Below are 19,511 nucleotides of genomic sequence, written 5' to 3' on the forward strand. Positions count from 1 at the left end.
CCCCCCCCCCCCCCCCCCCCCCGGGGAGGGGGGACGTGGCGTCAGCGCGTCCCGACCAGCTCCTCGTCGGCGGCCGAGGCCGCAGGCTTGTCGGACGCGTTCGCGGTCGACGGGTCGACGTCGGACGCGGCCACGGACTCGTTCGAGTCGTTCGACTCGTCCTCGTCGTCCGTGAACAGGTCCTCGACGTTCACGCCGTCGTACTGCGCGACGTCGAGGATGCCCTCACGCTTGGCCACGACCGTCGGCACGAGCACCTGGCCCGCGACGTTGACCGCGGTGCGGCCCATGTCGAGGATCGGGTCGATCGCGAGCAGCAGACCCACGCCCGCGAGCGGCAGGCCCAGCGTCGAGAGCGTCAGCGTGAGCATGACGATCGCGCCGGTCAGTCCGGCGGTCGCCGCCGAACCCACGACGGACACGAACGCGATGAGCAGGTAGTCCGTGAAGGACAGGTCGACCCCGAAGAGCTGGGCGATGAAGATCGCGGAGATCGCCGGGTAGATCGAGGCGCAACCGTCCATCTTGGTCGTCGCGGCGAGCGGCACCGCGAACGACGCGTACTCGCGCGGGACGCCCAGGTTCCGCTCCGTCACACGCTGCGTGACGGGCAGCGTGCCGATCGAGGAGCGCGAGACGAACGCGAGCTGGATCGCGGGCCACGCGCCCTTGAAGTAGCTCGTGATCTTCAGACCGTTGGTCCGCAGGATCACGGGGTAGACGACGAACAGCACGAGCGCGAGGCCGATGTAGATCGCGGCGGCGAACGTCGCGAGCGGGGACAGGAGGTCCCAGCCGTACTCCGCGACCGCGTAGCCGATGAGGCCCAGCGTGCCGAGCGGCGCGAGGCGGATGATCCACCACAGGACGGTCTGGATGATCGAGAGCGCCGAGCGGTTGAACGCGAGGAACGGGTCGGCCTTCTTGCCCGACTTCAGCGCCGCGATACCGATGATCAGCGAGATCACGACGATCTGGAGGACGTTGAAGGAGATCGAGGTGCTCGCGCCCTCACCCTGCAGCTGCGTGCGCGCCTGGATGCCCAGGAAGTTGCTCGGGATGAAGCCGTTGAGGAAGTCGAGCCACGAGCCGGAGCCCGAGGGCTCGCTGCCGTCGGCCGTCGACAGCGTCGTGTTGGCGCCCGGCTGGAGCACGAGGCCCAGGCCGATGCCGATCACGACGGAGATCAGCGCCGTGATGGCGAACCACAGGATCGTCTGCCCCGCGAGGCGTGCGGCGTTGGTGACGTTCCGCAGGTTCGCGATCGACGCGACGATCGCGGTGAACACCAGCGGCGGCACGATCGCCTTGAGCAGCGTCACGAACGACGAGCCGATCGTGTCGAGCGTCGTCGTCAGCCAGTTCGGGACCTCGTCGGGCGTGCCCGCGCCGGACGCGGGGCCCATCGACAGGGCGACCCATCCCAGCACGACGCCCAGGACGAGGGCGACGAGGATCTGGACGGTGAAGGAGGGGAGCTTGACGCGGCGCTTGGGTGCGGGGGCACCGTTCGCGGACTTCTCCGGCGCGGTGGTGGCCGCGGCCTGCGAAGAGGAGGAGGAGGGCACGGTTCTGCTTTCTTCGTCACGGGCACGTGGGGTGCCCAGGGATCGCGAGGATCGCGAGAGGGAGGGAGTGCAGTCGTCCCGGCCCGGGAGGTGAGGGGTGCCTCGACGCGACGGTCGTGCCGACGGGCGCACGCGCTCCACGGCGCGGACGACCGTGCCCTGCGCGGCAGGGTGAGCGACGGCGTGCCGACGTCAGGGTGGGGAGGACTGCTGTGCGGGCCTGGGGCCCAGCGGTTCAGTGGGTCAACAACAGAGCGCGCTGGCGACTCGTCGCAGATCGACGTCACGGCGCGCGGTGAAGTTCCACCGGTTCAGCAAGGATTCGACTCCCGTTCGGGCCGGCCCGGGGGCCGGCGGTGCAGGCGATCGTCGCCCACGGCTACCGATGGTAGCCGAGGAGGGAACGTCGTCGGGCCACGTCTCTATTCCCTGGGACGGGAGCGTCTCACCGTGGGTCGACCACGGGGCGGCCCGTCAGGGCGCGGCGATGCTCAGCGGCGCGAGGTCCTCCGGGAGCGGGGACCGCCCCGGCCCTCCCGCCCGGACCCACCGGTGCAGGGACTCGCTCGCCGCGTCGCCCGCCAGGCGCTCGAACCAGACGGGCGCGTGCTCGGTGCGCACCGCCGGGGCGGGACGCACGACGACCACGTCGCCGCGCTCGCACGCGTCGAGGCAGTCGACGAGCGTGAGCCCGGCGTCACCGGTCGCGGCGATGGCCTCGACGCGCGCGAGCTGGCCACCGGACAACGGGTCCGAGGAGCCGAGCGTCTCCCCCACGCACAGCCGGCAGACCGTCAGGCCGGGGACGGTCCTGCGCCGCCGCGTGGTCGCTCGTCCGCCGCTACTCACCGGTGTTCGGGGCGTCGAGGAAGGCCTTCAGGAGCGGTCCCGCGGTCACCGACCCGCCGTCACCCGTCTCGACGAACACGGCCACGGCGAGGTCGCCCTGGATCGCGATCATCCATGCGTGAGCCTGGTTGCCGTCGCCGTACTGAGCCGTCCCGGTCTTCGCCCCCACCTCACCGGGCAGGCCCGCGAGCAGCTTCGCGCTGCCGTCCGTGACGACCGAGCGCATGAGGCTGCGCAGCGTCGCGGCCTCGTCGGCCGTGAGAGCCGACGGCGTCGGGGTCTCGGCCGCCGCGGGCGTGACCTCGGGCCGGACCAGGACGGGCGAGACCCGCTCGCCCTTCGCGACGCTCGCCGCGAGGGTCGCCATGCCCAGCGGCGAGGCCTCGACCTTGCCCTGGCCGATCAACGACGCGGCGTGCTCGGTGCCCTCGGCGGTGGCCGGCACCGACCCGAAGTACCCGGGGGCGCCGAGGTCCGCCTCGACGCCCAGACCGAGGTCGGCCGCGGCGTCGTGCAGGGCCTGCTGCGAGACAGCGTCCCGCTGGGCGATCATCGCGGTGTTGCACGAGTTGGCGAACGCCGTCCGGAACGGCACCTCACCGATCGCCGTTGCGGGGAAGCCCGGGACGTTCTGGAAGGTCCGGCCGTCGACCGTGATGTCCGGCGTGCACGACACGACGGTGTCGGGCGTGATCCCCGAGCGGAGCATCGCGAGCGCCGACGCCACCTTGAAGGTGGAACCGGGGGCGAACTTCCCGGTCGTGGCGGTCGACGTCCCGTCGCCGCCCGGACCGCTCGCGGCAGCGAGCACGTTGCCCGTCGAGGGCTCGATCGCGACGATCGCGCTCGCCGACGGGACACCCGACAGCACGCTCTCGGCCACGACCTGCATGTCGGTGCGCAGCGTCGTCGCGAGCGGCACGCCCGCGACCGGGTCGACCGCGAAGACGTCCTTGACGTCCTCGACCGGGTCAGGCTGCCCGTCGCCGTCCAGGTCCTCCCCGGTGTCCTCTCCGGCACTGCCGTCGGCCACGACGCTCACCGTGATCCCGGGCGTCCCCCGGAGCTGGACGTCGTACTGCCGCTGGAGCCCCGAGAGGCCGATCGTGTCGCCCGCGACGACCTGCCCCTCGGACTCCTCGACGGCCTCGGCCGTCGCGTCGCCCACGCGCCCCAGGATGGCCCGCGCGAAGGTTCGGGTCGGAGCGAGGTCGAGCTCGCCGTCGACGACCGACGCGCCGTCGATCGCGCGGACCGCGTCGACGTCGATGCCCGCGGTGTCGTCCGTGCGGACCACGATGGCCTCGACGAACGCCTTCGCCCCGGCGCCGGCGACCTTCTGCGCGTAGGCCTCGACGTCGATCCCGACGGCGGCGCCCACCTGGCGCGCGACCGCGTCCTGGCGCGCGGGGTCGAGGTTCATCTTGTCGACGCCGATCCGGTAGACGGGACGCGGCTCGACGATGGGTCCGCCGTCGGCGCCCAGGATCTGCGCACGCTCGGCGCGCACCCGCGTGACTGCCAGGCGGTCGCCGTCCTTGAGGTCCGGGACCAGCACGTCGGGCTCCCACGCCACGGCCCACTGCTCCGCTCCGCCGTCCGGCGAGTCCTGGAGCACGAGGTCGACCGTGGTCTCGTAGGTCCACGGCGTGGTGTCCGTGACGTTCCAGGTGTACGCGAGCGTGGCCGTCGCCTGCTTGCCCTTGTTCTCGCCCTCGGTGGCGACGTCGACCTTCGCGACCGTGACCGTGTGGTCGGTCTCGGCCAGCGGCTCGAGCACCGCGTCGCGGTGCGCTGCGGCGTCGAGGTTCGCCTGGGTGAACGCGATCCCCTCGAAGTCGCCGTCGGAGATCGCGGTCGCGAGGTCGGCGGCGGCCCCGTCGGGGCTGGGGGCGTCGTCGCTGCACGCCGTGAGCGTCAGGGCGAGCACCGCCAGCGCGGTCGGGCCGAGCGCCCGTCGCCAGGTGAGGCGTCGCGCCTCGGTGCGCCTGTCGACCAGCTGCGTGCGAACCACGTGCTCCCCCTCGATGCCCCACGGCAGACGGTCCGCCGACGGGTCGGCGGAAAGAGTTGACCCGGGCGTCCTCGCCCGCCTGCGAGGCTAGCCCAAGCCCGCGCGGGAGCGCAGCCACGGCGCGCACGTCCCCCGGAGCGTCACAGGTTCTCCGCGAACCCGGTTCACCGCGCCGGGACACCGGGCCCTTCCTACAGTGGAGACGACCGGAGGAGGCAGGGATGCCGCACAGCCGCACGGACCGGGGGCTCGACCGTCTCGTCAACTTCACCGACGCGTCGGTCGCGATCGCGATCACGCTGCTCGTGCTGCCCCTGATCGACCTCGTGACGGACGGGGAGGAGCACTCGGTCACGTCCCTGCTCTCCGACGAGCGCGGCACCTTCCTCGCGTTCGCAATCAGCTTCGTGGTCATCGCGAACTTCTGGGTGGGGCACCACCGGGTGTTCGAGCACCTGCGGGACTACTCGACCGCGATGCTGTGGGCCAACTTCCTGTGGCTCGCGAGCATCGTCTTCATCCCCTTCACGACCCAGCTCCTGGCCGACCAGGGCACCGACGACCCGGCGGTCAACGCCCTGTACATCTCGGTGATGATCGTGACGACGGGCAGCCTGGCGCTCGTCGAGTGGCTGGCGGTCCGCGACCCCGACCTCCAGCGTCCCGAGGTCCGGGGCAAGCTCGAGGTCAGGGGAGCGGTCGTCGCGGTGCTCCTGCTGCTCGTGATCCTGGTGCTCGCGGTGGTCGCGCCGGGGGTCGGGATGTTCTGGCTCTTCCTGCTGTTCCTGTCCGGGCCGCTGACCCGGCTGGCCGGGCGGCGCAGGGCCACCCGGCCGCACGAGCGAGACGACGACGGCCGGGCCCCGTAGGGCCCGTCACGCGGACGCCGGACGCACCGCCTCGCCCATCCGACGGACGGCCTCGGTCAGCACCTCCTGGCTCGTCGCGAGGTTGAGCCGCACGTGCCCGGCGCCGCCCGGCCCGAAGTGCCGACCGTCGTTCAGGGCGACCTTGGCCCGGTCGAGGAAGAACCGGTACGGGTCGTCCGACACCGAGGACGTGTCGAGCCAGGCGAGGTAGGTGCCCTGCGTCGGCTGGTAGCGCACCTGCGGCAGGTGCTCCTCGAGGAGATCGGCGAGGAGCAGCTTGTTGCGGCGGACCCCGCGCAGGACCGCGTCGAGCCACGGGGTGCCGTCCGTGAGGGCGGCGACGTGCGCGATCACGGAGACGTGGCCGACGCCGTGCACCACCTCCTCGGGGATGCGCCGCAGGTCGTCGGCCGCCTCGGGGCCGCCGACGGCGACGGCCGCCTTGAGGCCCGCGAGGTTCCACGCCTTGGAGGCCGAGAGGACCGCGATCGCGTTCTCGGCCCCTGCCACAGTCACGATCGGTGTGTACGCGACACCGGGCGCCGTGATCGGCGCGTGGATCTCGTCGGACACGATGCGCACGCCGTGGCGGCGCGCGAGGGCTGCGAGCCCCTCGAGCTCCTCGCGCGTGTGGACGGTGCCCGTGGGGTTGTGCGGGTTGCACAGCAGGTAGACCGCGCGGCGCCCGCTGCCCGGTCCGGTCCCGTTGAGGGCGGCTCCGGTCGCGTCGGCGAAGGCCTGGTCGAGCGCGTCGAGGTCGAGGCGGAAGTCGGCCGTGAGCGGTGCGGTGACGATCCGGCGGCCCTCGTTCTGCGTGAAGCCGAAGAAGGGCGGGTAGACGGGCGGGCTGACCACGACCGCGTCCCCCGGGCCGGTGAGGACCTTGAGGATCTCCATGAGCCCGAGCATCACGTCGGGCACCATCCGCGTGCTCGACGGGTCGATCGACCAGTCCCAGCGGAGCTTCGCGAAGCCGGCGAGGGCCTCGGCGTACGAGTCGCCGTAGTCGTACCCGGTGTCCCCCGAGCGCATCGCCTCGGTCACCGCCTCGACGACGGGCGGCGCGAGCTCGACGTCCATCTCGGCGACCCACAGGGGAAGCACGTCAGGGGCGTAGGCCCGCCACTTGAGGCTGGTCCGACGGCGGAGCGCGTCCGGGGTGAGGGCGTCGAGCGGGTTGTCGGTCGCGAAGGGTGAGGTGGTCACGGGATCGAGCCTACGACGCGGGCGTCCGGCGGGCGGGCACCCCTCCCGGGCGCCCTCACCCGCGAGGAGCCGGACCCACCAGGTTGTCCGGATGGCCGGTAGGGACCGGTCGGGGCCGCTCAGTCGGCCGAGGGCCGCCCGGCCCGCACCCCGGACCGCTCGAACACGCCCTTGGGCAGCGCGAGCGTCGTCGTGGGGGTCTTGGTCCGCTGCGTGGCGCCCTCCCCGGGAGCCGGCTCGCCGTCGTCGGGCAGGGCGGCGCGTGCACGACGCCCGTGCGCCGGGGGCGCGCCCGCGAGGACCGACCGGGCGACCCGCATCACCACGAAGGCGACCACCGCGAGCGCCACGGCCCCGATGACGACCTTCTGCAGGACACCGGCGTACTCCTCGACCAGGTGCCAGCTCTCGCCCAGGGCGAAGCCCGCCCCGACGAAGATGCTGTTCCAGATGAGGCTGCCCGCGGTCGTCAGGAGGACGAACTTCGGCAGCGGCATGCGGTCCACCCCCGCCGGGAGGGAGATGAGGCTCCGGAAGATCGGGATCATGCGCCCGAAGAAGACGGCCATGCTGCCGTGCTTGTGGAACCAGGCCTCGGTGCGGTCGACGTCCTCGAGCTTGACGAGCGGCAGCCAGCCGATGATCCGTCGCGTGCGCTCACGCCCGACCAGGGCGCCCACGTAGTACAGGGCGATCGCCCCCACGAGCGAACCGACGGTCGTCGCGAGGACCGCGGCGAACACGTTGAAGCTCCCGCGGCTCGCGGTGAAGCCCGCGAGCGGCAGGATGACCTCGCTCGGCAGCGGCGGGAACAGGTTCTCGAGCGCGATCGCCAGCCCCGCCCCGAACACGCCCAGCGTCTCCATGAGCGACACGGCCCAGCCCGCGACACCACCCAGGTCGGGCTCGCTCGCGGCGGCCACGTGCACGAGGTCGACAGGGAGGTTCGCAAAGGGCATGCGCAGACACTATGTGCCGAGCACCGGACATTTCGAACTCGGGCGTGTCTCCCCTGAGCACCTTCACGGGCTGTTCACGGTCTCGTGCCGGACGCGCCCCACGATGGACGCCGCGGCGGCGAGCCGGTCCTCGATCGACCCGCTGAGGAGGTGCACCGGGACGCCCGTCTCCGCGGTCACCTCTCGTGTGAGCGCCTCGGCGTCCCCCCGGAACGGCTCGCTCACCGGCCGGTCGTCCGGCGGGAGCGGGAACTCGACAGGCAGGAGCAGGAAGAGGTCGTAGGTGCGCGCCGCGCGGGCCCCGGCCTCGCGCAGGAGACCGGCCACGACGTCGGTCAGGACGCCGTCCTGCCGCGCACCGGAGAGCACCTGGCGGCGCAGCCTCACCGCGGCGTACACCCACTCGTGCAGGACCGAACCGTCGGAGATCATGTCGGGCGTCGCGCTCTCCTGCTCGACGCGCTGGGCGTACCGCCGCAGGCTCAGCTGGACCACCTCGGCCTCGGTGCACTCGAGGAGCGACCGGGGCGGGGAGCCGACCGGGTCCCTCATGGCGTCCAGCGCGGGGACCTCGAGGCCCGACCGACGACCCAGCTCCCGCGACAGGGTCGACTTCCCTACCCCGTGGGCCCCTACCACCGCGACACGCACACCCGTCTCCTTCCCTCGTCCCGTCGTCCGTCACCACTCCGCGCCGCGCGGCCCTCAGACGGCCACGAGGTCCCAACCACGCCTGCCCCCCACGACCGCGAGGGGTGCGCCGGGGACCGCGACGACCGTCGGGCGACCGGTCAGCCCCATGTAGCCGGCGTCGGACAGGTCGTCGCCGTACGCGGCCGAGCGCGGCAGCGAGATCCCCTCCCGCCGCGCGTGCTCGGCGACGGCCCTGGCCTTCGCCTCACCGATCATCGGGACGGCCACGCGCCCCGTGAACCGCCCCTCCCGCACCTCCGGGTCGGTGACCAGCAGGTGAGCTCCGCCGAGCACCTCCGCGAGCGGGACGAGCGCGGGCGCGAAGGACCCGCTGACCAGGACCACGACGTGTCCTGCGCGGCGGTGCCGCTCGATGATCGAGACGACCTGCGGGCGCAGGACGCCGCCTCGACCGGCCGCGCCGCCTCCGCCGCCGGGCCCGCCGTCGCCCGGCGGACCCACCGCGTGCCCGGCACCCCCTGTCCGCACCGAGGCGAACCACCGGCGGCCGACCTGCACGACGTCCCCGACCGGCCTCCCCGCCCACCACGTGAAGTAGTGCCGGTTGCGCTCGGTCCGGGTCGCGCCCGCCTCCCGCATCGTCGCGATGCCCCTCAGGAACGTGGCGGCCTCCTGCTCCGCGCCCCGCTCGGCCGCGTCGAAGCGGAGCAGCTCGAAGAGCGTGACCCTCGTCGTCAGCGTCCCGTCGACGTCGAGGTAGGCCGCGGCCCGGGGCGGCTCGCTCACCCGTCGCCGCCCGCCGCGATCCGCTCCCGGACGAGCCTGCTCAGGCCGTCGAGGTCACCCAGGCTCGCGACGTCGTAGTCGCTCACCTCGATCCCGTAGGCCTGGCTCACGACGGCCGCGATCTCCGCGGTCGTGAGCGAGTCGATCGCCAGGTCGTCGAAGGTCGCGCCGGTGGGACGCAGGTCCGGCAGCCCCGGGATCGCCCGGCCGACGAGGTCGGCGATGGACTCGGGGGACGGGTCGAAGACGGTCTCGGTCATGGTGCGCTCCTTCTCAGAGGTCCTGGACGACGAGGCGTGGCCACGTCGCCGTCGCGGCGCCCCAGGTGGTTCCTCCACCGAAGGCGGTCAGCAGGATGCGTTCGTGCGGTGCGAACGTGCGGGCGTGCGCGGCCAGCGCCAACGGGATCGACGCGGCCGAGGTGTTGCCCGCGCGGTCGAGGTGGATCACGACCTTCTCCGACGCGATGCCCAGCGAGTGGGCCACGAGCCGGAGGATGCGTTCGTTCGCCTGGTGCGCGACGAACCAGTCGACGTCCTCGACCGACCACCCCGAGAGGGCGAGCGCACGGCGCGACGACGACGACATCGCCCCGACGGCCGCACCGAAGACGGCCCGCCCGTCCATGCGGAAGTACGCGTCGGACGCGTCGACGACCTCACGGTGCGGGACCCTCGAGCCGCCGGCCGGGACGGTGATGAGGTCGTGGGCGCTCCCGTCGGAGCCCAGGTGGAACGCCCCGAGGCTCCCCGCCTCGTCGGGGTCGCCCCCGTCGACGACGACGGCCCCCGCACCGTCGCCGAAGAGGATCGACGTCGCACGGTCGCGCGGGTCGACGATCGAGGTGAACTGGTCGGCGCCGATCACGAGCGCCCGGCGGTGCAGCCCGGCGAGCACCGCCGCGCTGGCCTGGGCGAGCGCGTAGACGAAACCCGAGCACACGGCCGCCAGGTCGAAGGCCGCCGCGGTCCCGAGCCCGAGCCGGCTCGCCACCAGAGGAGCGGTGGCCGGGCACGACCGGTCGGGCGTGCTCGTCGCGACCACGACCAGGTCCACGTCCGGTTCCCCTGCGGACGCGAGCGCCCGGCGTCCGGCCTCGACCGCGAGGTCGGAGGTCGCGCTCCCCTGGTCGGCGAAACGTCGCTCCCTGATCCCGGTCCGTGTCCTGATCCACTCGTCCGAGGTGTCGACGAGCGCCGCGAGGTCGTCGTTGGTCACGACCCGCGGCGGCAGGTACCCGCCCACACCGCGCAGGACCGCTGCGCCCGGTCGGTCACGTGAGGACATGCGCGAGCTCCCGCTCCTTCTCGTCCCGCACGTCGAGCAGGTCGTAGTCGACCTGTGCCCGGGCCACGGCCTCCTCGATGGTGATGACGCGTGGCAGGTCGTAGTGGTCGGTGATCGCCTGGAGGCGCTCCGGGATCGATCCGCCGATGCTCACGTTGGGGATGCCCAGCCCGGCGATCTCCCGCTGGAGCTTCTCGTCGGCGAGCCGCCGGAACCTCTCGTTGACCGGGCGGTGCCCGTCGGCGACGAGCGGGAACTCGATGGGCAGGTGCACGAACGCGTCGTAGCTCGCCGCGGCGTGCTGCTTGGCGGGGACGCCGAGCGCGTCGATGACCTCCTCGAAGAACCGGATCGCGTCGGTGCGCTCGACCGAGTCGAGGTCGATCGAGTCGTTCGGGTTGATGCCCACCAGGACGCGCACCGTGCCGTAGACCCACTCGTGCAGCGAGGAGCCGTCCGAGATGAACGTGTCGCCCAGGTGCGACTCGTTGACCGCCCGCTCGGTGTTGCGCCGGGTGATCAGCATGAGGATCTCCGCCGCGCTGCACTCCTCCAGGGTCTTGCCGGGGACGGAGATCGGGAGGAGCTCCCGCATGGTCTTGGCCGCGCTCCGGGGGATCCCGGTGAGGTGCGCGAGCGCGATCGTGGTGAAGGTCTTGCCTGACGAGTAGGTCCCGGAGATCGCGAGCCTCATGACAGTTCTCTTTCCTCGGTGGGTGGAGCGGTGGTCGGTGGGTTGCTCACCGTGGTGGGCGACGGGATGCGGTGGGCGACGTCGCAGTGCACGGTCGTGCCGTGCCCGACGACGGCGCGGGCCTCCGCGCAGCGCCAGGTCTCCCCGCGGAGCACGACGAGCCGTGGCCGGACGAGGGCGACGTCGATCGGGTGGGGCGTGTCGAGCCAGAGCGCCGCGCCGTCGGACTCGACGACGGTCCGTCGCATCCACAGCGTGCTGCTGTCGGCGCGCGGGACCTGGTCCAGCTCGTAGAGCAGCACCTGGGCGAGCTGGAGCGTCGCGACGAACACCTCGACGAAGGACAGGCTCGGGCGGGCGGTCGCCCCGATGCCGAGGTCCTGGTCCGCGGTCCCGGGAAGCGTGGTGGCGACGAGCTGCGCGCGCGCCTCGTCGTGGCCGACCGTCGCGACCTCCCGCACGTCGACCGAGCGGCCGGCGTACCCGGCGCCGTGGACGCGGCGCGCCGCGGCGCCCAGGAGCTCGTCGGGCGAGGCGACGGTCAGGTCCACGCGCCCGGCGACCGCCAGGGGGCGGTGCACGGTGACCTCGACCGTCATGGTCCCGACGAACGCGTGGACGGTCACGTCCCGGTCCCGGCACGCGTCGTCGAGCCGGGCGGACACCGCGAAGTCCTGGTGGGCCCCCTCGACCGGTTCCTTCCCGGCGACGACCACGACGCGACGCAGCACGACGTCGACCAGGAAGGCGGGCGAGAACGTGGCGGCCAGCAGGATCTCGGCGGCCTGCACCGCCAGGACCAGGACGTCGGTGGTGCTCAGGTGCGGCAGCTGGTCGACGTCGCCCTTGGTGGACCAGCGCTCCGCGACGCTGATCGACCCGCGGGCGTCCAGCCGTGAGGCCGTGCCGTCGTGCCGGACGGCGACGGACCGCAGCCGGGGGTCGGTCCCCCGGTAGCCGCTGCCGAAGAACCGCGACGCCGAGGGGCCGAGGAGGTCGTCGATCGCCGGGAGCGTGGGGAGCGCCGTCGAGGTGTCGGTCTCCGGGGCCATGGTGTCCTCCTGGTCCCTCGTGAGCGTGCCGGTCGGTCGTGACTGCTCGGTGCCGCGGGGCCGGTGATCGACGACCGGTCCCTCTCGCTGCGGGGTCACGCCCGGCCGTGCGGAACCGGTCGGTCTGCACGTCCCGCGCCGGCGTCCGCGAGGGCGGTCGCGGACCGGTTCCCGCCGGGCCGCCGCTCGGCGGGCAGGAAGACGAGGATGAGGACCGCGGTGGCGAGGATCAGCACGGCGTTCACGAGCAGCCCCGCGTGGACGCCGCCGAGCACCGCCTCGCTCGAGGTCGGGTCGTCGAACTGCCCGGTGGCGAAGGCGATCGCGACCGCGCTGATGAGCGGCGTCCCCACGGTGAACGCGATCTGCTGCGTCTGGCCCGCGAGCCCGGTCGCGAGCCCCTGCTCGGAGTCGGGGAGCCCCGACGTGACCGTCACCGTGTAGGCCACGATGACCAGGACGTGCCCGAACCCGCCCACAGCCGTCGCGAGGAGGATGTGGGCGAAGCCCAGCGTCTCGCCGACACCGAGGAGGAGGAAGGTGAGGGTCGTGACGCCTTGCAGCGTCAGGCCGAGCAGCAGCGTCGCCTTGGCACCGAGGCGGTCGATGATCCGCGCGGCGACGAGCCCTCCGGTGAAGGCCCCCGCGCCCAGCACCCCGAACGCGAGCCCCGTCGCGAGCGCCGACGCCTCGAGCACGCGCTGGAGGTACAGGGTCAGGAGGAAGACCTTGCTGCTCTCCATCGCGAACGTGGTGAACCCGGCGAGGTTCCCCCAGGACACCGTGGGCCTGCGCAGGATGCTCACGGCCGCCAGCGGGTGCGACGACCGGCTCTCGACGAACCAGAAGCTCACGAAGGCCCCGACCGAGAGGGCGACGAGCCCGAGGAACGCGGGCGACCCCCACCCGGAGCGCTCGCCCGTCGAGATGCCGAGGACCAGGGCGAGGAGACCCGTCGACAGGAGCGCCGCACCCGGGACGTCGAGCTTCTGCTGCTTGCGCTCGCCGTCGTCGGTGAGCAGGAAGGGTGCCGCCACGAGGATCAGGAGCCCCGCCGGCACGTTGATCAGGAACGTCGAACGCCACCCGAGCACGTCGGTGACGACGCCGCCCAGGACGGCGCCCACGGCGAACCCGAGCGACAGCAGGGCGCCGTTGAGCCCCAGGGCACGGTTCCGCAGCGGCCCCTCCTCGAACGACGTGGTCAGGAGCGAGAGCGCGGCCGGCATCGTGATCGCGGTCGCGAGCCCCTGACCTGCCCGAGCCGCGAACAGCACCCAGGGCTCCGTGGCGAACCCGCCCACGGCCGACGCCACGGTCAGCACGACCATCCCGATCAGGAACATCCGCTTGCGCCCGTGCAGGTCCGCGACCCGCCCCATCACGAGGACGAGGCTCGCCGCGGTCAGCGCGAACGCGGTCACGATCCACTGCAGGTCCGCATCGGGTATCCCGAGGTCCTCGCCGATCACGGGCAGCGCCACGGTCACGATCGAGAAGTCGAGCGCGAACATGAACTGTGCGCCGAGGAGAACGATCAGGACGAGTCGTTGGCGACCGGTGAGCGCGAGGTCCTCGCTGGTTCGTGTCATGCCTCGAGGATGGTCGCGGCCCGGCACGTCATCCAGAGCGGCCTTATAGGGGTGCTGGGACCACCAGGCTGCTCGCTTCCTCGGCGGGCGACCACGTGCGCCCGCCGTCCCCGGTGCGGTGCACGCGACCGAGGACGACGTCGGCGAAGTGGCTGCCCGCCCCGACCGTCCCGGGCTCGCCGAGCAGGTCGAGCGTCTCGGCGCGCGTCGCCCGGGACCGGACCGGGTCCTCCTCGAAGCACGAGCCGAGCGCGGGCAGCTCCACCTGGACGCTGCTGTGCATGACGTCGCCGAAGCACAGCAGACGTTCTCCCCGCGACTCCAGGAGGTAGGAGGTGTGCCCGGCGGTGTGCCCCGGGCTGGCGAGCGCGGTGAGGCCGGGAAGGATCGACCGACCGTGCTCGGCGACCTCCCACGCACCCCGCGCGAGAGCCGGGTGCGCGTCGAGCTCGGTCGACGACGCGACGTGCGGGACCGACCGCAGCGCGGCACCGACCGGATGCTCACCGTGCGCGAGCCAGCCCGCGTGGTCCTCGTGCAGGTGCGTGAACAGGACCCGGTCGAGCCCTTCGACGACCCCGGGGGACAACCTGTCGAGGCCGCCCCCGCGCAGCGTGCCGAGCGCAGGGTGCGTGGCCGAGGCGGCGAGCGTCCGGGGACCGAAGCCGGTGTCGACCAGGACCGACCAGCCGGGCGCCTCGACGAGCAGCGCGCCGACCGAGCCGACGAGGTACCCGTCCTGGTCGAGCAGCCCGGACGGGACGGACCGGTCGTCCTCGGGGAGCGAGAACCACCGCTGCGGGTGGAGCTGGACCGTCCCGTCGGGGACGTAGCGGACCCGGAGGTCCCCCACGCGCAGGGCGCGGGGGCGAGCCGGTCGGTTCCAACGGGTCACCGCGCTCACCGGATCCTCTGGAGCGCCTCGGCGGTCCCCGTCCCGGGTCGGGGCAGGTAGAGGAACAGCCGCAGGTCCTCGCCCCCGAGCGGGTTCAGGACGGTGCACTGCCAGGTCAGGCGGCCGATCTGCGGGTGGTCGTAGGTGATGTCGACGTGCGGCTCGACGCCGACCGAGTAGGAGGTCCAGTACGCGGCGAACTCCGGGGACGCGGCCGAGACGCGGTCGGCGAGCAGGTCGAACGTCCGGTCGGACGGGTAGGCCGCGGCCTGCCGACGGAGCTGTCCCACGATCATGCGTCCGACGAGGGCCCGCTGGGGGTAGCGCTCCGCGACCCGCTCCTCGGTGAAGAAGTCGGCGAGGCAGTTGGCCCCGACCTCGCTGCCGAAGACGTGCTCGGCGAGCTCGTTGGTCGCCACGACGTTCCAGTACCGGTCGACGACGTACGCGGGGAGCTCGGAGAACCCGTCCAGCACGCGCACGAGGTTGTCGCGCAGCTCGGTCGGGGCGCTCGACCTCGACGGGAGCCGCGTACCGGTCAGCTCGTACAGGTAGGCGAGGTCGCCGTCCGCGAGGCGCAGGGCGCGCGCGATCGACTCGACGACGACCGCGGACACCCCGATCTCGCGCCCCTGCTCGAGCCAGGTGTACCAGGTGACCCCGACGTTGGCGAGGACCGCGACCTCCTCGCGCCGCAGGCCCGGGGTCCGGCGCCGCCGGCTAAGGGGCAGCCCGACGTCCTCGGGCTGCAGGCTCTCGCGCCGGGCCCGCAGGAAGAGCGCGAGCGACCGACGCCGCGAGTCGCCGTCGGACGGCGGGACCTGGGGCGCGACGACCTGCGACGGGGCGCTCACGCGCTCAGCCCCACGCTCGCGACGGGCCTGCGGCCGCTGCGTCGCGCGCGGGTGCAGACCGGTGCGGGGACGCCGGGCACGAGGAGCGAACGGACGAGCCCGGCGAGCGCGGGCGCACGGTGGAAGAGGTGCCCGTCGTCGACCGCGTGCTCGCGCAGCCGTCCGACGGTGTACTCGCCCCAGCCGCGCATGAGCCGTGCGGTCACGACCTCGTCGCGTGTCCCGTGGACGAGCTCGAACGGGACGGGCACGGGACGGACCGGCGGCGCGTAGGCGAGCGAGCGGCGCACCCCGGCCACGGTCCGCTCGGCGAGGCCCGGAGCGGGCACGAGCGTCGCACCGGTGCGGAGCAGCGCCGCGGCGCGCCCGCCCTCCGGGTCGAGCACCCCGGGCGGCGCGACGGCCGCGAGGACGAGCGAGCGAGGGAGCGAATCGCCCCGCTCGGCCCTCGTGCGGCACAGCTCGTAGGCGACCAGGCCGCCCATGCTGTGGCCGTAGAGGTACGCGTCGCCGAGGTCGACGCGGGCGAGCATCCGGCCGACGTCCTCGGCGATGCTCTCGATCGTCGCGACCTCGCCAGGACGTTCGAGGGCGAGCGGGACGACGTCGACCTCGGGGGCGAGCGCGGCGCGCAGGGGACGGAACCCCGCGGGGTTCCCTCCGGCGTGGTGGAAGCAGTAGAGCGTGACGGGGCGCATGGGCGGTCTCCTGGGGCGTCGGGTGAGGGGCGGGACGCTGGACCACCCCCGCGAGCGCGGGCTCGCCGGGTGGTCGTCGGCAGGTCGACATCGCCTCCCGCACGCCGGACGGTCCGTCGCGGCGGCGCGCACGAGCCCGGCCGCACCTCGTGCGATGACGTCGTCCACCGCGATCCCCCCGCTCTCCGCCCCCTCCACCTGCGGGCGGACGCGTATGCCTCACCCGCCCCGGTCCGGGACAGCAGACCAACCGTCCAGCCTCGCGGGGGCCGCCGCAACCCCTCCCCCGGGTCCGTCTCACCTGGCGGGCATGCGCTCACCGGTCGTCAGTACCGCCAGCGCGACATGTCCTGCTGGTAGGTCCGGTAGACCACGGGCGACAGCAGCGTCGAGGCCTCCATCTCGACCTCGGGTCCCGGGTGGTCGCCCGCGAGCGTCGCGGTGGCCCGCAGCGAGTCGAGCGTGTGGAAGCTCAGGCCCTCGGGAAGGGGCGTCGCGGCGAAGAGGCGCGCTCCGCCGTCGGGCCCGATGGTCCCGGGCACCGCCGCCCCACCCTGCCCGGCGACGGCAGGCAGCGACAGCACGAAGCCCCACTCTCCGAACGAGGGCACGTTGACCGAGAGCGGGACCACGGTCCGCCCCGGTGAGCCCGCGCGCACGGTCGCAGCGACCTGCCAGAACGCGTGCGGCGTGAAGTACGACGACGTCGCCTGGGTCGCGTACACGCCCCCGGGCCGCAGGTGGTTCGCGACCATGGCGTAGAACTCGGTCGAGTACAGCTTGGCGATGCGCTCGTTGGACGGGTCGACGAGGTCGATCAGGACCGCGTCGAACGTCTGGGCGGTGGTGTCCATGAACCGGAACGCGTCGCCGTTGACGACGCGCACGCGCGGGTCGTCGAACGAGTGCTCGTTGAGGTCGCTCACGAGACGGTCGGTCCGCGCGAGCTCGGTCACGGCCGGGTCGAGGTCCACGACGGTGACCTCCCGGACGCTCGGGTACCGCAGCACCTCGCGCGCGAGCAGCCCGTCCCCTCCGCCGAGGATCGCCACCGACGCGGGCGCCGCAACCGACGTGAGCGTCGCGTGCGCGAGCGTCTCGTGGTACCTCGCCTCGTCGACCGACGAGAACTGGAGCTGGTCGCTCAGGTAGAGCCGGACGTCGTCGCCGAAGCTCGTCAGGACGAGCTTCTGGTAGGCCGTCGACTCGTAGTGGACCACGGGGTCCTGGTAGAGCCGGGTGTTGATCGCGCCCTCGATCGCGCTCGACGCCGCGAAGCACGCCACGAGGAGGACGACCGTGAGCCGGGCGAGCCACGTCCAGCGCGTGCGCCGCCCCATGCGCCGCAGCATGAACACCGCGACCAGCACGTTGAGCAGCGCGACCGCGTACGCCGTCCGCATGAGCCCCAGGTACGGGAGCATGACGAACGGGAAGAGCAGCGACGCGGCGAGGGCCCCGAAGTAGTCGACCGCGAGGACCTTCGACAGCAGCCCCACGGACTCGTCGCGCCCGTGCTCCTTGAGCAGCGCGACGAGCAGCGGGATCTCGACGCCGATCCCCACGCCGAGCGCGAGGGACAGCAGCACGAAGACCAGCCAGTAGACCTCGGTCAGGCTGAACGCCGCGTAGAGGATCAGGACCGAGCTGCCGCCCAGCAGGGCGAGCGCGACCTCGTTGCGCACGAAGTTCAGGCCCGGGTTCGTCGCCAGCCGCGTCGCGAGGAGGGATCCGATCCCCATGCCGAACAGCGTCAGGCCCGTCGCGACGGAGAACGCGACGACCGAGTCGCCGAACAGGTAGGAGGCGGCCGTGCCGAGGATCAGCTCGTAGATGATCCCGCCGACCGCGACGAGCAGCGCGGCCGCGAACACGGTCGGCTTGTCCATGCCCCGGCCCGACGGCGGCGCGTCCCCCACGAGCGGCTCCTCCCCTGCGGGCGGCTCGCCCCCCGCGGGCCCGGCGCCTCCCACGGGCGGGGCGGTCTCCGTGTGCGTGTCGCCGGCCACGGTCAGGAGAGGATCGTCCCCGCGATGATGATGCCGATGGCGACGGCCAGCCCGGCGATCATGATCCCGAAGGCCGTGTTGTGCTCGTCGACGAGCTCGCGGTGCAGGTTGAGCTTGAAGAGGTAGTTCACGACCACGATCGTCAGGACGAGCAGGACGATGCCCAGCACCGAGTAGACGATCGTGGACAGGAAGGCGTCGAGGCGCAGCTCGTCGATGATGCTCATGGTTGCTCCGGGTGTGTCGTGAGGGTGGATGGTCGTGAGGTCGTGCAGGGGGCGCTACTTGCCGAGGCCGCCGCCACCGCCGCCGTAGACCGATCGGCGGTAGCAGGTCTGGTCGGTCGTGACCGGGTCGCCGCTCGCGTCGAACTGCTGCTCGACCGTGCGGGGCGTGCAGTCGTCGTCGTCGACGTCGCGGTCCCCGCACGCGGAGAACAGGCCGATGCCCGCCGCGAGGACCAGGACGAACGCGACCACGGGGTTGACCTTCACGTCGCGCGGCGCGACGCGCTTGCCGAAGTGGGCCTTCTGCCCCGCGGCGTCCAGGACGGTGCCGTGGTAGAGGTCGATGACGCGGTCGTCGAACTTCTCGAGCGACAGGACCATGTCCTGGGTGCGGAGCTCGGCGTACGCGACGGGCTGGCCCACCGTGAGGTCGTACGTGAAGGACCCGTCGAGCGACGCGATGGTCCCGACCCCGACCTCCGTGACCTTCGTGCGGTACTTCTTCCCGCTGAGCGTCACGGTGACGACCTGGCCCTTGCGCATCCGCGTCGGGTCGAGGGCCTCCTCGGACTCCGCGGGACGGTAGAGCGTGACGGCCTTCGTGTCGTGGTCGTACTCGACCCAGAAGTCGAGGTTCTCGTACCCGAGGACCTCCCACTCCTCCCAGTAGTACGTGACGCCGTCACTCGGGTCCTTCTCGCCGTAGACGACGACTCCCTGCGGCAGCGAGCGCCACGGCGGCGCACCGATCAGGTGCTTGCCGAGCGACATGCGCGCCCTGGGCCGGCGCGCCCTCACAGGAGGGTCCGGACGGCGACGTCGGCGGCGGAGAAGGTCTCGCGCAGCAGGCTGCGCGTGTCCTCCTCGAAGCTGTCCGACGACGGCGCGCGGCAGGTCGTGAGGGTCACGTAGGCGGTGCCGTCCTCGGGCCACGTGTGGACCGCGAGGTGGGACTCGGCCAGGAGGGTCGCCATGCTGAACCCCTGCGGGGCGAACCGGTGCGAGGTCTCGCCGAGCGGGGTCAGCCCGGCGCGGTCGACGACCTGGGAGAGGCAGGCGCGGACGGTGGTCTCGTCGTCGAGGAGGGCGGGGTCCCCTCCGGAGATGTCGAAGACGTAGACGAGGTTGCGGTTGACCGGATCGGTCGGCACATGTTCTCCCTGGGCAGCGGCTGGCGGCGTCACGGTAGCCGATGCCTGACGTTCCGGAAAAATGCCGACGCCTCCTGGGACCGGTTGTCGCGAGGCCTGCTCGCCGAGCGCGCACGGGCGACCCGGCCTAGCGTGAGTGACCGGGGC

At 72.8% G+C, this 19,511-nt stretch carries 20 protein-coding genes; 1 reads left to right on the forward strand and 19 read right to left on the reverse strand.

Translation table 11 applies throughout. The features are described from left to right. Positions 1-41: 41 nt before the first annotated feature. The 3 genes from H9652_RS09900 to H9652_RS09910 all read right to left on the reverse strand — a co-directional run bounded on the left by H9652_RS09900 (position 42) and on the right by H9652_RS09910 (position 4,431). Complete coding sequence (locus H9652_RS09900) at positions 42-1,568, reverse strand: dicarboxylate/amino acid:cation symporter (protein WP_191796087.1); 1,527 nt, start codon at positions 1,566-1,568, stop codon at positions 42-44. Between the two features lie 474 nt (positions 1,569-2,042). Continuing rightward, on the reverse strand, positions 2,043-2,345 hold the full coding sequence (locus H9652_RS09905; protein ID WP_318244083.1) for a hypothetical protein: 303 nt from the start codon (positions 2,343-2,345) through the stop codon (positions 2,043-2,045). 64 nt (positions 2,346-2,409) lie between these two features. Continuing rightward, entirely contained in the window at positions 2,410-4,431 is a 2,022-nt protein-coding gene (locus H9652_RS09910; RefSeq protein ID WP_318244084.1) for a penicillin-binding transpeptidase domain-containing protein, read from the reverse strand. 221 nt (positions 4,432-4,652) lie between these two features. On the opposite strand from H9652_RS09910, the gene H9652_RS09915 reads away from it, so the two are divergent. Then, complete coding sequence (locus H9652_RS09915) at positions 4,653-5,300, forward strand: TMEM175 family protein (protein ID WP_191796089.1); 648 nt, start codon at positions 4,653-4,655, stop codon at positions 5,298-5,300. 6 nt (positions 5,301-5,306) lie between these two features. Here the strand turns inward: H9652_RS09915 and H9652_RS09920 are convergent, their stop codons facing one another. From H9652_RS09920 to H9652_RS20285, 16 genes are all read right to left on the reverse strand, one after another. Continuing rightward, the gene (locus tag H9652_RS09920; RefSeq protein ID WP_191796090.1) at positions 5,307-6,506 is read right to left on the reverse strand and encodes a MalY/PatB family protein; all 1,200 of its coding nucleotides are present in this window, start codon (positions 6,504-6,506) and stop codon (positions 5,307-5,309) included. Between the two features lie 119 nt (positions 6,507-6,625). Continuing rightward, complete coding sequence (locus H9652_RS09925; protein ID WP_191796091.1) at positions 6,626-7,465, reverse strand: DedA family protein; 840 nt, start codon at positions 7,463-7,465, stop codon at positions 6,626-6,628. Between the two features lie 63 nt (positions 7,466-7,528). Continuing rightward, on the reverse strand, positions 7,529-8,116 hold the full coding sequence (locus H9652_RS09930) for an AAA family ATPase (protein WP_191796092.1): 588 nt from the start codon (positions 8,114-8,116) through the stop codon (positions 7,529-7,531). 54 nt (positions 8,117-8,170) lie between these two features. Next, the gene (locus tag H9652_RS09935; RefSeq protein WP_191796093.1) at positions 8,171-8,905 is read right to left on the reverse strand and encodes an HAD family hydrolase; all 735 of its coding nucleotides are present in this window, start codon (positions 8,903-8,905) and stop codon (positions 8,171-8,173) included. Continuing rightward, positions 8,902-9,165 carry an acyl carrier protein gene (locus H9652_RS09940; RefSeq protein WP_191796094.1) on the reverse strand — a complete coding sequence of 88 codons (264 nt, stop codon included), beginning with the start codon at positions 9,163-9,165 and terminating at the stop codon, positions 8,902-8,904. The genes H9652_RS09935 and H9652_RS09940 overlap by 4 nt, the downstream gene beginning before the upstream one ends. Before the next feature lie 13 nt (positions 9,166-9,178). Then, the gene (locus tag H9652_RS09945; protein ID WP_191796095.1) at positions 9,179-10,192 is read right to left on the reverse strand and encodes a beta-ketoacyl-ACP synthase III; all 1,014 of its coding nucleotides are present in this window, start codon (positions 10,190-10,192) and stop codon (positions 9,179-9,181) included. Further along, on the reverse strand, positions 10,179-10,886 hold the full coding sequence (locus tag H9652_RS09950) for an AAA family ATPase (protein WP_191796096.1): 708 nt from the start codon (positions 10,884-10,886) through the stop codon (positions 10,179-10,181). Before H9652_RS09950 ends, H9652_RS09945 begins: the two co-directional genes overlap by 14 nt. After that, entirely contained in the window at positions 10,883-11,938 is a 1,056-nt protein-coding gene (locus tag H9652_RS09955; protein WP_191796097.1) for an AvrD family protein, read from the reverse strand. Before H9652_RS09955 ends, H9652_RS09950 begins: the two co-directional genes overlap by 4 nt. Positions 11,939-12,033: 95 nt before the next feature. Beyond that, complete coding sequence (locus H9652_RS09960) at positions 12,034-13,530, reverse strand: MFS transporter (protein WP_191796098.1); 1,497 nt, start codon at positions 13,528-13,530, stop codon at positions 12,034-12,036. 43 nt (positions 13,531-13,573) lie between these two features. After that, on the reverse strand, positions 13,574-14,434 hold the full coding sequence (locus H9652_RS09965) for an MBL fold metallo-hydrolase (RefSeq protein WP_191796099.1): 861 nt from the start codon (positions 14,432-14,434) through the stop codon (positions 13,574-13,576). Next, a complete protein-coding gene (locus tag H9652_RS09970; RefSeq protein ID WP_191796100.1) occupies positions 14,431-15,279 on the reverse strand; it encodes a helix-turn-helix transcriptional regulator in 849 nt (282 codons plus the stop codon). Before H9652_RS09970 ends, H9652_RS09965 begins: the two co-directional genes overlap by 4 nt. Then, a complete protein-coding gene (locus tag H9652_RS09975) occupies positions 15,276-15,977 on the reverse strand; it encodes a thioesterase II family protein (protein ID WP_191796101.1) in 702 nt (233 codons plus the stop codon). The genes H9652_RS09970 and H9652_RS09975 overlap by 4 nt, the downstream gene beginning before the upstream one ends. 326 nt (positions 15,978-16,303) lie before the next feature. Continuing rightward, entirely contained in the window at positions 16,304-17,986 is a 1,683-nt protein-coding gene (locus H9652_RS09980; RefSeq protein ID WP_318244085.1) for a polyamine aminopropyltransferase, read from the reverse strand. A gap of 2 nt (positions 17,987-17,988) precedes the next feature. Next, positions 17,989-18,213 (reverse strand): DUF350 domain-containing protein, encoded by a 225-nt coding sequence (locus H9652_RS09985; protein ID WP_138822118.1) that lies wholly within the window; start codon positions 18,211-18,213, stop codon positions 17,989-17,991. 54 nt (positions 18,214-18,267) lie between these two features. Beyond that, positions 18,268-18,984, reverse strand: a complete 717-nt coding sequence (locus H9652_RS09990) for a DUF4178 domain-containing protein (protein ID WP_191796102.1) — start codon at positions 18,982-18,984, stop codon at positions 18,268-18,270. A 23-nt stretch (positions 18,985-19,007) separates the two neighbouring features. Further along, positions 19,008-19,364 (reverse strand): S-adenosylmethionine decarboxylase family protein, encoded by a 357-nt coding sequence (locus H9652_RS20285; protein ID WP_318244086.1) that lies wholly within the window; start codon positions 19,362-19,364, stop codon positions 19,008-19,010. Positions 19,365-19,511: the final 147 nt, after the last annotated feature.

This window comes from Oerskovia rustica, assembly GCF_014836555.1.
GTDB classification, from domain to species: domain Bacteria; phylum Actinomycetota; class Actinomycetes; order Actinomycetales; family Cellulomonadaceae; genus Oerskovia; species Oerskovia rustica.